This window comes from Acinetobacter sp. X9 (genome assembly GCF_054889255.1).
The window spans coordinates 3,390,840-3,405,325 of sequence record NZ_CM142679.1 but is presented as its reverse complement, the minus strand read 5'-3'; the positions used below and the strand labels follow the sequence as shown (position 1 = coordinate 3,405,325).

Here is a 14,486-nt window from a genome sequence, read left to right as displayed (position 1 = left end):
TCAAAAGTGTCCACAACTGCAAGCGTTACAGAAACAAAACACCATGTTTATTGAGTAGAATATCTTGTTTATGTTACATACAAAATTGATAAAGATGACAAAAACTTTAAAAAACAAATCATCTTAAAAGAGAAAATTCAATGATTTATATCGAAGTTCTAGCTGGTCTGGTGATTTGGTTAAGTTTCTGGTCACTTATTCCTCGTGATGAGTGGTGGTTTCGTGGTGCCGACTTTCCTCGGTTGCAGATTTTATTTGTTGGTCTGTTAGCCTTTATAGGAATGCTGTTTTGGCCCGACGAATGGAATCTCTGGCGTGAAGTAGTGCTGGCTGTGCTCATCGCGGCTATTGCTTATCAGCTTAAAATGATTTTGCCTTATACCTTGTTTTGGAAAAAACAGGTTAAACAGGTAAAGCAGTCTCAATTAGATCCACAAAAGCAGATTTCATTAATCGTTTCAAATGTTCTAACCCCAAATGATAAATATCATTTATTGCTTGAACAGATCAGGACATTGAAACCAGATTTGCTGCTTACATTGGAAAGTGATACGACGTGGGAAAATGCTTTAAGAGAGATTGAAGGTGTCTATCCTTATCGTGTTCCTGTGCCTTTAGATAACCTCTACGGCATGCATTTATATAGCCGTCTACCTTTATCAAATACTGAAGTTAAATTTATTCTCAGTGATGAAATTCCCTCTATACATACCACTGTAACTTTACGATCTGGTATGCCTGTTCAACTCTATTGTTTGCATCCTAAGCCACCTAGTCCAACTGAGGCGAAGGATTCAACTCTACGCGATGCTGAACTTTTAATTGTGGGCGACCAAATTAAAGATCTAGATGAAAGCTGTATTGTGATGGGAGATTTAAACGATGTAGCTTGGTCACGTACTACACGGTTATTTCAACGGATTAGTGGATTGCTTGACCCGCGTGTTGGGCGACATTTTATTAATACTTTTCATGCGGACTATCCTTTATTGCGCTGGTCTTTAGACCATATTTTCCATAGTACAGACTTCGGTTTAGTGAAGATGCAGCGTTTACCTCATATTGGATCTGATCACTTTCCTGTCTATGTGGTTTTGCAGACTGGTCGAATATTTGAGCATATTCAAGAGGAACTGGAACAAACTCAAGATGATGAAGAAGAGGCGCAAAGAGCCATCCAAGAAGGAATTGCAAAGGCTGAAGCTGAAGAAAAAGTAGTAACTGATAAAATTGCACAGACTTATAAATAAAAAGAATATAAAAAGTGATGTAAGCAATATCGTACAAAGATTTGAGTCTAGGGCGAATAGGCAGGGGGTTATAAAAACCTTATTCTACATTCATCGGCACACGGAACCGGGAATGGATAATCCCAAGTAAGGATACATAACGCTGATATGGAATAGCATCACGGATCAGATGTTGGAACGGAAACGATAAAAATAATTATTAACCTGAAAGCACAACCTCATTTACCCGAGTTTTGCAGGACGCAGAACTCGGGTTGATATTTTTATATACCTTATTAAATTTATTGTAAATCAAATAAAAATTTCCAAGATTATCTTATTTTTAAAATCTATTTAATTCGCGTTAAGCCTTCATAAATTTTCATGTACATGTGCGCAATTTTAAATGAAAAAAGATACAAAAATTTTTTTATCTAAGTTTTTGTTTTTATAGGTTATTGATGAATAAATATAGGCTTTAATTTATTTAAAGATAAATTGGGGTTGTTTAATTAATAAATCTCAATAGAATGTGCCGATCGTTGACATGTTGGATCGTCAACAGGCATTGTTTTTTACTTCGCCGGATCGGCGGGTTGTGATTTGTTTGTACATTTAAATTTCTGTTTGGAAATTACTGTACATGTTGAGGTTTCACTCTTAGTTAGTGTTCTTCTCCCTCTCATATTTGATACTTTGCGGTGCATAAGGATTGTCTTATGAAGAATTTTAAATTTAGCCTTGCTTGGCAAATTTTAATTGCTTTAATCCTAGGGATAGTTGTCGGGGCTGTTTTACATAACCAGCCTGAAATCAGAGACAGTATTGTGAATAATGTTCTTACCCCACTTGGTAAGATCTTTATTAGCCTGATTAAAATGATTGTTATTCCAATCGTTTTCTCTACCTTGATTTTAGGTATTGCAGGTGTTGGCAGTACGAAAAGTTTAGGGCGACTTGGTTTTAAAACCATTCTCTATTTTGAAATTATTACGACTATTGCTATTTTGGTTGGCTTGGTTGCAGCAAATATTTTCCACCCAGGCTCAGGCATTGATATGTCTCAGTTGGTGCAGTCGGATATTTCTCAATATAAGCATACAACTGAAGAAGTTCAGTCACAGTCACATGGTTTAATTCAAACAATATTATCGCTTATCCCTACGAACATTATTAGTTCAATGGCGCATGGCGAAATGTTACCTGTGATTTTCTTTGCTGTGCTATTTGGTATTGGTTTATCTTCTTTGCCAGCAACCACTAAAGACCCATTGTTAAATGTGTTTCATGCAGTTTCAGAAACGATGTTCCGCGTAACGCACATCATCATGAAATATGCACCAGTGGGTGTATTTGGTTTAATCGCTGTAACTGTTGCAAACTTCGGTTTTGCTTCACTTATTCCATTAGGTAAATTAGTTGTATTAGTTTACGGTGCAATCTTCTTCTTTGCTTTTGTTGTGCTTGGTTTGACTGCAAAAATGTTTGGAATCAACATCTTTATCTTATTTAAGATTTTAAAAGATGAATTGATTTTGGCATATTCAACGGCAAGCTCGGAAACAGTATTACCGCGTATTATGCAAAAAATGGAAGCTTACGGTGCGCCAAAAGCAATTTCCAGCTTTGTGATTCCAACTGGTTATTCATTTAACCTTGATGGTTCTACGCTTTACCAAAGTATCGCGGCAATCTTTATTGCACAGCTTTACGGTATTGAAATGTCAATCAGCCAACAAGTTATTTTGGTTGTAACATTAATGATTACTTCTAAGGGTATTGCTGGTGTTCCTGGCGTATCATTTGTTGTGTTATTAGCGACATTAGGTAGTGTTGGTATTCCTGTAGAAGGCTTAGCATTTATTGCTGGTGTTGACCGTATTATGGATATGGCTCGTACTGCGTTGAACGTTGTTGGTAACGCACTTGCTGTACTTGTAATCAGTAAATGGGAAAAACAATACGACTCTGAAAAAGCTGCTGCTTATGAAGCAACATTTAAATAAGATGGCTTTCTTTTAGTTGTAAAAAACCCGCGAATATTGCGGGTTTTTTATTGGGGTTATTTCAAAACGCGTTGGTATAGTTCTAGTGTTTGATCACACATATCTTTTAAGCTAAACATAGTGACAGGAGCAACGATTTGAGGTTGTTCAATATGATTTTTTACAGTCTCGATTAATGCTCTTTCATTTTCTGCTTCAACAAGACCTTGTGGGTATACATTCGATAAAATCTCGGCAACACCGCCACGGTTCCAGCCAATGACTGGCGTACCCACTGAAAGCGCTTCTAAGGCTGTTCTACCGAATGTTTCGGCTTGATTGGATAGAGAGAGCACAGTATCGCTAAAAGCGAGCCATTCGCGAATATCTGAGCGATGACCTACGAAGGTAATTTTATCTGCGAGCCCTTTGCTTTGAATAGTACTTTGCAATTCACTTAAGTAAGCTTGCTTTTTGGCATCAGCACCACCGACAACAACCGCATGTAGCTGAGGATATTGCGACTGAAGTTGTTGCATTAGTTCAATTAAACTTTCATGCCCCTTTAAGCGTGTAATACGACCAGGTAAGCAAAGTAAAAACTTATTTTCGAGCTCAGGAAAGTCATTAAAAACTTGGTTAAACCATTGTGCTGAGGGTTGGTAATTATGTGGAAAAGCAGCTGGGTCAATGCCTCGATAAATCCGCACAATATCTTGCGGTGGGCAGTTTTTATAATGGTCAGTGATATATTTAACCACGCTGTCAGAAACAGCAATCACTTTTTCAGCTTGAGTCATAATCGCACTATAACGATTAACTGAATAGAAACCATGTACAGTGCTAATGAGGTGAGGGCGTTTGTTTGCAGGTATTTTTCTTAAGGCAAAGTGAGTAAGCCAAGCTGGTACACGAGAGCGCACATGAACAATATCGGGTTGATGCTGTTCAATCAGCCGGCGTAAAGGACAAATTTGCCACAAGCTTGAAAGTGATTTTTTATGAATTGGTAGCGTTAAGTGAATAGAACCTTCAGCTTCAAGTTGAGACACTAATCGTCCGCCATTAGACACAACTAGAGATTGATGGCCCTGTGCAACAAGTGCGCGTGCAATTTCTAGCGTGCCGCGTTCTACGCCACCGCTATTGAGTTCTGGGAGAAGTTGCATCACTTTCATTGTTTTTTGCCTTATACATTCATAAAAGATGGACCATCTATAGATACATCATTTCAAACTAAATCATTATCCGGAATTTACTATCGTGCTAGCGACATGGATGTCGCTGTTTCGCTGTGTTACAAGGAAGTAACATCAGCGGAACAAAGGATTTTTGCTTACTTTTTATCCTTGAAAAGTAAGGTCTGCCTATTCGATAGTATTTGAATTTCACTTTAAATTAAGGCTGTGTCTGTCATCAATTTAAAATCATTACAGCTTTATCTTAATAAATCTCTTCATATCCCTCAGGACGTGTCTTAAAACGACGATGGAACCACATATATTGAGTTGGTGCGATGCGAAGCTGATTTTCAATAATTTTATTAACTCGAGTTGCATCATCGATTTCATCTTCACTTGGCATATTGTCTACCGCAGATTCAATCAAAATATGATATTTAGGGTCTTGTACATCACCGTGACGATAAAAATATAAAGGAACTGCAACTGCCTTAGAGATTTTTAATAAACGACGATGAGCAGTTACTGTGGCCGCTGGCACACCAAAGAATGGTGCCATCACCCCTTGCTTGAGTCCAAAGTCTTGATCGGGGCTATACCAAATTGCATCGCCATCTTTAAGGTGACGAATTAAACCACGCATATCATCATGGTCGATTTGTGCTTTATAAATGGTGCCACGGCAACGATAAATCAGCATATCGAGCAATGGATTATTTTGAGGGCGGTACACAACATCTGGCTCGAAATATTGAGCACAAACATACCCACCCGCATCAAGAAGCGTACTATGAGTACCCAATAATAAAACGCCTTTGCCCTGAGCTTGAGCATTGGTAATGTGTTCTAAGCCCTCAATGGTGACACGGTTTTTAAACCAGTAAGGCTTATACCATGCGTTTAATGTCTCAAAAATACCAAGCATCATATCTACAAAAACTTGCTTAGCTTGTTGCTGTACTTTTTCGGCTGACCATTCAGGAAAGCAAACTTCTAAATTACGAATAGTCGTTTTTCGGCGAGATTTTAAATATTTCCAAGCCAGATTTGCTAAGCCATGAGCCAGACGCCATTGGATTGCCCACGGTAAAATAGCCAAAAGCATTAAAAAAACAATGGCAATCCAAATACCCCAATATTTAGGTAATAAAAAGGACCATTGAAATTCACCGGGCGTATAAGTCTGCTTTTGGCTCATAACGATATAAAGAATTCAAAATTAAAACTGGCAAAAGTGTATCACGAACTGAATTTATCGTCGTAATACACTGTTGAATTGAGTGGTTAAGATAAGGAAGTAAAACGCGGTTATCGGCGATTTTCTAAAAGAATACGAACAGCAAGCCCAGCTAGCACTGTTCCCATAAGCCAACGTTGTATATTTGCCCAAAGAGGTTTTTGTTGAAGAAAAAGGGCAATGCTACCCGCAGAAAGCACAATCAGCGCATTTACCGAGACGCTAACAAAAATTTGAATAGTGCCGAGCTGAATGGATTGCCATAAAATACTGCCTTGCTGTGGGTGAATAAACTGTGGCAATAACGATAAATACATAATCGCAATTTTAGGATTAAGTAGATTTGTAGCAAAACCCATTAAAAATAGTTTAGCTGGGGAGTCTATTGATAATTGTTTTACATCAAAAATTGGGGATGCATTGGGACGTAGTGCTTTCCATGCTAGCCAGAGTAAATAAATTGCCCCTGCAATACGGATGGTGTCATAAGCATAAGGAACAGCAACAATAAGTGCTGTAATCCCGAAAGAAGCGCAAAGCATATAAAATACAAAGCCAACGCCAACACCGGCGAGTGAAATAAATCCCGCCGTTTTTCCTTGGCAAATTGAACGAGAAATAAGATAAATCATGTTTGGGCCAGGGGTAAGCACCATTGCCAAGCAGATTAATCCGAATGCTAAAATTTGAGAAAGATCTAGCATAAAAAATACTCGAATATTATTATATTGGTAGATATAACATAATTATTTTTATAAGTCTTATATTCAATTAGAGCTATATTTTAAACTATTAAGGCTGACTACATTTAATCACTCATCATGTATTTTTCATAGATTTTTAGCTTTCAAATTTATAGATATTCTATAAAAAGCCCCCTTAATTTAAGGAGGCTTTTTTGTTATTTAAATTGTAGGAAAGAACACAAATTAATTTCCTTTACTCATTTGCTCAAGTTCATCCCAACGCTCTAATTTTTCAAGTAATACCTCTTCAATTTCTGCGAGACGCTGACTTGCTTTAGTTGCTTCATCGGCATTACTGACAAACCATGAACCATCTGCCAGCTTGTCAGAAAGTTCTGCTTGTTCAACTTCCAGTTTCTCGATTTCGGCAGGAAGTTGCTCAAGTTCACGTTGGTCTTTATAGCTCAGTTTGATCTTTTTAACGTTACTTTGTGCAGCGGCTTTTTCAGCTTCGGCTTTTGCCTGAGCTTTTTTAACGTCAGACTTTTGGTCTACGACTTTATCATCTGGACGTTGCAGCAAATAGTCTTGGTAGCCACCAATGTACTCTGCAATATTGCCTTTACCATCAAAGACCCAAGTCGATGTTACGACGTTGTCCATAAATGCACGGTCATGTGAAATGAGTAATAGGGTACCTTTATATTCAGAAAGCATTTCTTCAAGTAGCTCAAGAGTCACCATATCCAAGTCATTGGTTGGTTCGTCCATCACAATCAGGTTTGATGGTTTAAGCAATAATTTAGCAAGCAAAATACGGTTACGCTCACCACCAGAAAGGGCTTTTACTGGTGTACGTGCACGTTCAGGTGAGAACAAGAAATCTTGTAAATAGCTATAGATATGACGACGGTTACCATTTACATCAACAAAGTCAGAACCTTCTGAAACGTTTGCCATTACTGTTTTTTCAAGGTCTAAGGCATTACGTAATTGATCAAAATAAGCAATTTCTAACTGTGTACCTGTCTTAACAGAACCACCGTGTTCGATTTCACCTAAAATGGCTTTAATTAAGGTTGTTTTACCGACACCGTTATCACCGACTAGGCCAATACGGTCGCCACGCATGACTAGCGTAGAGAAATCTTTAATAAGCGGTTTATCATCATAAGATACGCTTAGGTGCTCAATATCAAATACTAATTTACCAGAGCGATTTGCTTCTTGAGTCGCCATGCTCACTTTGCCTTGTTGTGAACGACGAGCTTTCGATTCTTCACGTAATGCCTTTAAGGCACGAACACGACCTTCATTACGCGTGCGACGAGCTTTAATCCCTTGGCGAATCCAAGCTTCTTCTTCAGCTAATTTCTTATCAAATAAAGCATTTTGTTTCTCTTCTGCTTCCATTTGTTGAGCTTTAAGCTCTAAATAGCGTGAATAGTTGCCTTCGTAGCCGCGTAAAATGCCGCGATCAAGTTCAACAATTCGAGTCGCAATGCTGTCTACAAAAGAACGGTCATGCGAAATAAATAGTAGAGTTAAATTATTTTGATCGAGTAGGAATTTTTCTAGCCACTCAATACTTTCAACATCTAAATGGTTCGTTGGTTCGTCTAGAAGTAATACGTCTGGCTGCGTTAAAAGAGCACGAGCGAGTAAAACACGGCGTTTACGTCCACCTGAAAGATCTGCCAAATCTGCATTTGGATCGAGTCCCATTTTACTTAACAGGGCATTGACCTTATTTTCAAGTGCCCAGCCGTCGAGTTGGTCGAGCTTATGCTGTAGGTTGCCCATACGGTCGCAAGCTTCCATATCTCCCAGCATACAAGCATCAGTTGCTTCATGATAAGCTCTGAGTACTTCGGCAGCTTCGCCTGCGCCATCAGCCACAATGTCAGCAACCTTACCTGAATCCATTGGAACGTCTTGGGCTAACATTGAAACAGTTAAACCATTTTGAATGGAAACTTCACCAGAATCCGGTAATAGGCTTCCCTCGATCAGTTTAAGTAAAGTAGACTTACCCTCACCATTACGACCAATTAAACAGACTCGTTCGCCACGTTCTAGATTAAAGTTCGCGCCATCGAGCAGGGCAGGTCCGCCAAAAGCAAGTTGGACATCCCTTAGGGTAATATAGGCCATAATGTTTTCCAGAATCTCAAATGAGGATTTAAATGACTAAACCACCATATCATGATGATCAAGCGTCATTTTCCGCACCCATTGAAGATTTGCAAGTGCGAATTACATTTTTGGATGATTTAGTTGAACAATTAAATCAACAACTCGCTATTCAAACTCAAGAAATAGCTGATTTGAAAAAACAAATGCAATTTCTTTATCAACGTGTGGAATCGTCGGATTTGTCAGAAGGCATTGCACCTTTTGATCCATTAACGAATAAACCTCCCCACTATTAATAAAAAGGCAAGTTCGATACTTGCCTTTTTATTCGGGAATATTTCCAATTTTGTTTAAAAACCTTGTAAGACGATCTTACCTTTTGTTGTACCACTTTCAATTTGCTGATGAACTCGTTTTAAATTTTCAGCATTAATTGGACTTATAACTTCAGTCACAGTTGTTTTGATTTTTCCTTCATCAGCCAGCTTGCTGACTTCATTTAATAGTTCACTTTGTTTTGTCATATCTTCGGTCTGGAACATTGAACGTGTAAACATAAATTCCCAATGTACAGATACAGACTTGGTTTTAAACGGTTTGATATCTAACTGTTCAGGATCATCAATAAGTCCAAAACGACCTTGCGGTGCAATCAACTCTACAATATCTGCTAAATGTCGGTCTGTTTGAGTAGTCGAGAACACATATAAAGGTGCCGTTAAATCTAATTGCTTGATTTGGGCTGCTAAAGGCTGACTATGATCTAATACATAATCTGCTCCAAGTTGCTTAACCCAGTCTTGAGTTTCTGCTCGTGAAGCTGTTGCAATAATTGTTAGGTTAGTCAGCTGTTTAAGAAGTTGAATGGTGATTGAGCCAACACCGCCAGCTCCACCAATCACTAATATTGTTGTGTTTTCTGGCGCGTTCTTTGGAACTTGCAGGCGATCAAATAACATCTCCCAAGCCGTGATTGCAGTTAAAGGGAGAGCTGCCGCCTCGGTTGCTTCTAAAGTTTTTGGTTTATGGCCAGCAATCCGTTCATCAACCAATTGCAATTCACTATTACTACCTTGACGATTAAGAGCACCTGCATACCAAACAATATCACCAATCTTAAATTGAGTAACTTTATCTCCAATCGCTTCAACTACACCTACTGCATCCCAGCCAAGAGTTTTCCACTGATTATTCTCAGGGCTTACATTCTTTCGAATTTTAGTATCTACCGGATTTACTGAGACAGCTTGTACACGAACAAGTAAATCGTGTCCTTCAGCAATAGGGGCATCGAGTTCAATATCAACGAGTGCTTCTGGCGATGTAATGGGACCAGCTTTTTGATATGCCACAGCTTTCATAATTATCATTCCTCTTGTTGAGAGTTTGATCATAACGTAAGCTTAAAATAAGTGACTACAGACAAATAACGCTCATAGTGTCAAAAAGGATACTGTAAAATGGCAAAAGCAAGACACTCAAGTTTTGATTGCTCTCCAGGATGTTCAGTGGAGGCGGCGATTAGCTTGATTGATGGAAAATGGAAATGCGTCATTCTTTGGCATTTATTTAATGAAGGCACCTTGAGGTTTAACGAAATCCGAAAGCGTGTTCCGAGCATTACCCAAAGAATGCTGACAAATCAGCTACGTGAATTGGAACAAGATGGAATTATTCATAGAGAAGTCTATCCTCAGGTACCGCCTAAAGTGGAATATTGCCTGACTGATTTAGGACAAAGTCTTGAGAAAATTCTGTTTGCTTTAAAACAATGGGGGGATGCTCATATTGACCAGTTTGGAAAGCTGACACTTGTTGATGGACATCCGAATCCTTAATGATATTTGAGTCCACTCATTGCAATTTGCATGGTGAAATCTGGCTATTTTGAAGCTTGCCCCTGTATCGGGCATTATTTTTATGATGAAACTTGCGTTTTCTGGTCAGCTTATGCAACTCTAATAAAAGAGATTAATAGGTTTTGCTATGGACAATATGGGAATTTGGGTTACCGTTATCATTGTTCTTTTCGTACTAGGCTCCATTTTTGGTTTAAGAGTGAGCCCACGTGAAAAGGCACTTGGTATTATGCGTGATAAAGCTCGTAAAATGGGTTTACACCCACGTGTAATCGTTGCACCTGAATGGACACATGTCCCAATGGCGACTGAAAAGCGTGCCAGCATGGTTGCTTATTATAGTGTATTGATTCCCGATGCCCGTTTATCTTTAATGCGTGCTCGCGTTATAGACGGCAAATTAAAAGTGGTTCAGGGTGATGAGAAATTTAATGATTCTCCCATTGCATTAAAAGGGATTTATGCTATTGATATGCAGGCAAACTGTGTAGGGCTTTATTGGGATGAGGAATCAGACCTGAGAGCAACACAATTAGATGAGATGAAGGCTTATCTGTTGAACTTGGCTAAAGCCTGATTTTTAAATTTATTGGTATAGGAATAACATTTTATATGGCGAATACCTCGCGCTCTGCATCTCAAAGCACAGCATCTACTGCACCTGCTGCACATAAACGTGCCTTAGTGATTGTGGAGTCGCCTGCCAAAGCGAAAACCATCAATAAATATCTGGGTTCGCAATACATTGTAAAGTCTTCTGTAGGTCACGTGCGTGATTTGCCAACAGGTGGCAGTAAATCAACTGAGAAAAAGCCGGCTGCCCGGACGAAACTCACTGAAGCAGAAAAAGAACAAAAAGCCAGTCAGGCTTTAGTTAATCGTATGGGGGTTGATCCTGAACATGGTTGGGAAGCTCATTACGAAGTTCTGCCAGGTAAGGAAAATGTTGTTGCTGAACTAAAAAAACTCGCCAAAGATGCCGATGCAATCTATCTCGCAACGGACTTGGATAGAGAAGGGGAAGCCATTGCTTGGCACCTAAGAGAAGTTATTGGTGGTGATGACAGTCGTTATCATCGCGTGGTATTTAACGAAATTACTAAAAATGCCATTCAAGAAGCATTTAAACAACCTACTCGCCTAGATTTAAACCGAGTTAATGCTCAGCAAGCACGCCGTTTCTTAGACCGTGTTGTTGGCTTTATGGTTTCACCATTGCTGTGGGAAAAGATTGCCCGTGGTTTATCGGCAGGTCGTGTACAGTCTGTAGCGGTGAAACTGGTTGTAGAGCGTGAAAGAGAAATTCGTGCTTTTATTCCGGAAGAATACTGGCAAGTTTTTGCAGACACGCAAGCCAAGAAAGATGACATTCGTCTTGAAGCAGTTAAGCAAGCTGGTAAAACCCTTAAACTGAAAAATAAAGCTGAAACTGATGCTTTATTGGATGTTTTAAAAGGTGCTGAATATAAAGTTGCACAGCGTGAAGATAAGCCGACTAAGGTAAATCCAAGTGCACCGTATATCACTTCAACGCTGCAACAAGCTGCAAGTACACGTTTAGGTTTTTCTGTAAAGAAAACCATGATGCTGGCACAGCGTCTATATGAAGCAGGTTTTATTACCTATATGCGTACTGACTCAACGTTCTTGAGTGATGATGCAGTAAGCATGGTACGTGCTCATATTGAAAGCCAATTTGGTGAGAAATATTTACCTGCAAAGCCAAACCGCTATGGTAACAAAGCGGGCGCTCAAGAAGCCCATGAAGCAATTCGTCCATCGAATGTTGTACTTACAGGTGATCAACTTGCGGGTGTAGAGCGTGATGCTCAGCGTTTATATGATTTGATCTGGCGTCAGTTTGTTGCATGTCAAATGACTCCAGCAGAATATTTATCTTCAACTTTAACGGTTGAAGCTGCAAATGTTGAATTGAAGGCAAAAGGCCGTACGCTTGTATTTGATGGTTTTACACGAGTGCGTGGTGCTAACAAGTCGGATGACGATATTATTTTGCCTGCAATTAAAGTAGGTGAAATCTTAAAATTAGAAAAGTTAGACCCAAGTCAGCACTTTACTAAACCACCTGCACGTTTTACTGAAGCTTCTTTGGTTAAAGAGCTCGAAAAACGTAGTATTGGTCGTCCTTCGACTTATGCAGCGATTATTTCTACGATTCAAGAACGTGGCTACGTTAAGTTAGAAAACCGTCGTCTTTTCGCCGAAAAAATGGGTGAAATTGTCACGGATCGTCTTGATGAAAGTTTCAATAACTTGATGAACTATGCATTTACAGCAGACCTTGAGGGGCAGCTCGATAAAGTTGCAACAGGCGAGCGTAACTGGAAAGAGTTACTTGATACTTTCTACGGTGATTTCAAGAAACGTCTTACCAATGCTCAAGGCGAGCACGGCATGCGCCGTAACCAACCGGTTGAAGTGCCAGCAGTACATTGTCCTGAATGTTCACGTCCAATGCAGATTCGTACAGGTACAACAGGCGTTTTCTTAGGTTGTTCTGGTTATAACTTACCGCCTAAAGAGCGTTGTAAAGGTACTTTGAACTTAACACCTGTTGAGTCCTTAGCTGCTCTTTCTGATGATGATGGTGCTGAAACCGCAGACTTGATGTCAAAACATCGCTGTGCAAAATGTGGCACAGCCATGGACAGCTATGTAATTGATGGTGGTCGTAAACTACATGTATGTGGTAACAACCCTGACTGTGACGGTTTTGAGCTTGAAGAAGGCGAGTTCAAGATTAAAGGCTACGATGGACCAACCATTCCGTGTGATAAATGTGATGGTGAAATGCAGCTTAAGACTGGTCGTTTTGGTCCGTATTTCGCTTGTACAAGCTGTGACAATACTCGTAAGGTCTTGAAAAGCGGTCAGCCTGCACCTCCACGTGTAGAACCGATCAAGATGGAACATTTGCGCTCAACAAAGCATGATGACTATTTCGTGTTGCGTGATGGTGCTGCTGGTCTGTTTTTGGCCGCAAGTAAATTCCCGAAAATTCGTGAAACACGTGCGCCAAAAGTTGCGGAATTGCGTAGTGTTGCTGCTCAGCTTGATCCTAAATATCAATTTATTTTACAAGCACCAGACGTGGACCCTGAAGGTAATCCGACAGTTGTGAAATTCAGTCGTAAGAATCAATCACAATATGTAGGTTCGGAAACTCCAGAAGGCAAACAAACCAAATGGAGCCTAATTTATCAAAATGGTAAATGGGTTGAGGGCTAATTAAGTCCACAATAAAAAATGCTAGCTCAGCTAGCATTTTTTATATCTAAAACAATAAAAGAAAATTTTAAATGTATGGGGAAAAAGAATGTGGAAAAACATTCGAGTTTTATGTTTGTTAATTATTTTATTGATTGTTGCTGTTCAGGCATGGCGAGATCAAAACCAAGACTGGAATCAACCTATTGTTGTCGTTTTACATCCTATTAATGCAGATGGTTTACAGACAACACAGAGCTATATTCATCAGTTGCAATACATTGATTTTGAGAGAATAAGAAATTATTTAGGAGAATGGTCGCAGCATTATCGTGGTCAATTAGGAAACTTTGTAATTCGTTTAGGTCAGCCATTACAGCAACGACCTCCTGAGGTTCCTCAAAATGCCAATATCTTTCATGTGATGTGGTGGAGTTTAAAGTTCCGTTTTTATGCATGGCGACATCAACAATCTGAAGACAATGGGGCATCACTTAAACTTTATTTAAATTATTACGATCCCCATTATCAAAAAGTTTTGATCCATTCGACTGCTTTGGAAAAAGGTCGTATTGGTAGTGTGAATTTATTTGCGACCAGCACACAAGCTTCCCAAAATCAGATCGTGATTGTTCATGAGCTATTACATGGCTTTGGGGCACAAGACAAATATGATTTAAAAACTGGTCAACCGCTTTATCCTCTAGGTTATGCGTACCCTGAGAAAGTGCCTTTATATCCGCAAACTGACGCTGAAATCATGGGTGGTCGAACACCATTATCTGAGCAGAGCAGTAAAATGCCGAATGGTTTACATGAAACGATAATAGGTTTACCTACAGCTCAAGAAATTGGTTGGGTGAAATAAAATTGTGGATAAATACTGCTTTATCCACATTAATTGATAAGAAACGATGCAGATCTTATACAGACAAAAAATGTGAA

The 14,486-nt window shown here is 39.3% G+C and carries 12 protein-coding genes; 7 read left to right on the top strand and 5 right to left on the bottom strand.

The annotated features are described in order from the left end of the window. Nucleotides 1-140: 140 nt before the first annotated feature. Both ACYU0V_RS16210 and gltP read left to right on the top strand, forming a co-directional pair. Nucleotides 141-1,250, top strand: a complete 1,110-nt coding sequence (locus ACYU0V_RS16210) for an endonuclease/exonuclease/phosphatase family protein (RefSeq protein ID WP_461848242.1) — start codon at nucleotides 141-143, stop codon at nucleotides 1,248-1,250. Nucleotides 1,251-1,948: 698 nt separating this feature from the next. After that, entirely contained in the window at nucleotides 1,949-3,235 is a 1,287-nt protein-coding gene (gene gltP / locus ACYU0V_RS16205; RefSeq protein ID WP_033849512.1) for a glutamate/aspartate:proton symporter GltP, read from the top strand. A gap of 56 nt (nucleotides 3,236-3,291) precedes the next feature. On the opposite strand, the gene ACYU0V_RS16200 is transcribed toward gltP, so the two are convergent. From ACYU0V_RS16200 to ACYU0V_RS16185, 4 genes are all read right to left on the bottom strand, one after another. Continuing rightward, the gene (locus ACYU0V_RS16200) at nucleotides 3,292-4,392 is read right to left on the bottom strand and encodes a glycosyltransferase family 4 protein (RefSeq protein ID WP_461848239.1); all 1,101 of its coding nucleotides are present in this window, start codon (nucleotides 4,390-4,392) and stop codon (nucleotides 3,292-3,294) included. A 265-nt stretch (nucleotides 4,393-4,657) separates the two neighbouring features. Continuing rightward, entirely contained in the window at nucleotides 4,658-5,593 is a 936-nt protein-coding gene (locus tag ACYU0V_RS16195) for an LpxL/LpxP family acyltransferase (RefSeq protein ID WP_317808476.1), read from the bottom strand. Nucleotides 5,594-5,703: 110 nt separating this feature from the next. Next, complete coding sequence (locus ACYU0V_RS16190; protein WP_032035385.1) at nucleotides 5,704-6,336, bottom strand: LysE family translocator; 633 nt, start codon at nucleotides 6,334-6,336, stop codon at nucleotides 5,704-5,706. A gap of 225 nt (nucleotides 6,337-6,561) precedes the next feature. After that, nucleotides 6,562-8,472 (bottom strand): ATP-binding cassette domain-containing protein, encoded by a 1,911-nt coding sequence (locus ACYU0V_RS16185; RefSeq protein WP_347746092.1) that lies wholly within the window; start codon nucleotides 8,470-8,472, stop codon nucleotides 6,562-6,564. 32 nt (nucleotides 8,473-8,504) lie between these two features. Between ACYU0V_RS16185 and ACYU0V_RS16180 the strand changes: the two genes are divergently transcribed. Beyond that, a complete protein-coding gene (locus tag ACYU0V_RS16180; RefSeq protein ID WP_002115104.1) occupies nucleotides 8,505-8,750 on the top strand; it encodes a SlyX family protein in 246 nt (81 codons plus the stop codon). A gap of 54 nt (nucleotides 8,751-8,804) precedes the next feature. On the opposite strand, the gene ACYU0V_RS16175 is transcribed toward ACYU0V_RS16180, so the two are convergent. Continuing rightward, a complete protein-coding gene (locus ACYU0V_RS16175; RefSeq protein ID WP_461848237.1) occupies nucleotides 8,805-9,815 on the bottom strand; it encodes a zinc-binding alcohol dehydrogenase family protein in 1,011 nt (336 codons plus the stop codon). 99 nt (nucleotides 9,816-9,914) lie between these two features. Here ACYU0V_RS16175 and ACYU0V_RS16170 point away from each other — a divergent pair, with 99 nt between their 5' ends. From ACYU0V_RS16170 to ACYU0V_RS16155, 4 genes are all read left to right on the top strand, one after another. Continuing rightward, nucleotides 9,915-10,292, top strand: coding sequence for a winged helix-turn-helix transcriptional regulator (locus tag ACYU0V_RS16170; RefSeq protein WP_032035382.1), 378 nt, complete (start codon nucleotides 9,915-9,917; stop codon nucleotides 10,290-10,292). A gap of 148 nt (nucleotides 10,293-10,440) precedes the next feature. After that, nucleotides 10,441-10,890, top strand: a complete 450-nt coding sequence (locus ACYU0V_RS16165; RefSeq protein WP_004842579.1) for a hypothetical protein — start codon at nucleotides 10,441-10,443, stop codon at nucleotides 10,888-10,890. A 35-nt stretch (nucleotides 10,891-10,925) separates the two neighbouring features. Next, the gene (gene topA / locus ACYU0V_RS16160) at nucleotides 10,926-13,562 is read left to right on the top strand and encodes a type I DNA topoisomerase (protein ID WP_461848235.1); all 2,637 of its coding nucleotides are present in this window, start codon (nucleotides 10,926-10,928) and stop codon (nucleotides 13,560-13,562) included. Nucleotides 13,563-13,650: 88 nt separating this feature from the next. Then, nucleotides 13,651-14,409 (top strand): hypothetical protein, encoded by a 759-nt coding sequence (locus ACYU0V_RS16155; RefSeq protein WP_461848234.1) that lies wholly within the window; start codon nucleotides 13,651-13,653, stop codon nucleotides 14,407-14,409. Nucleotides 14,410-14,486 lie beyond the last annotated feature (77 nt).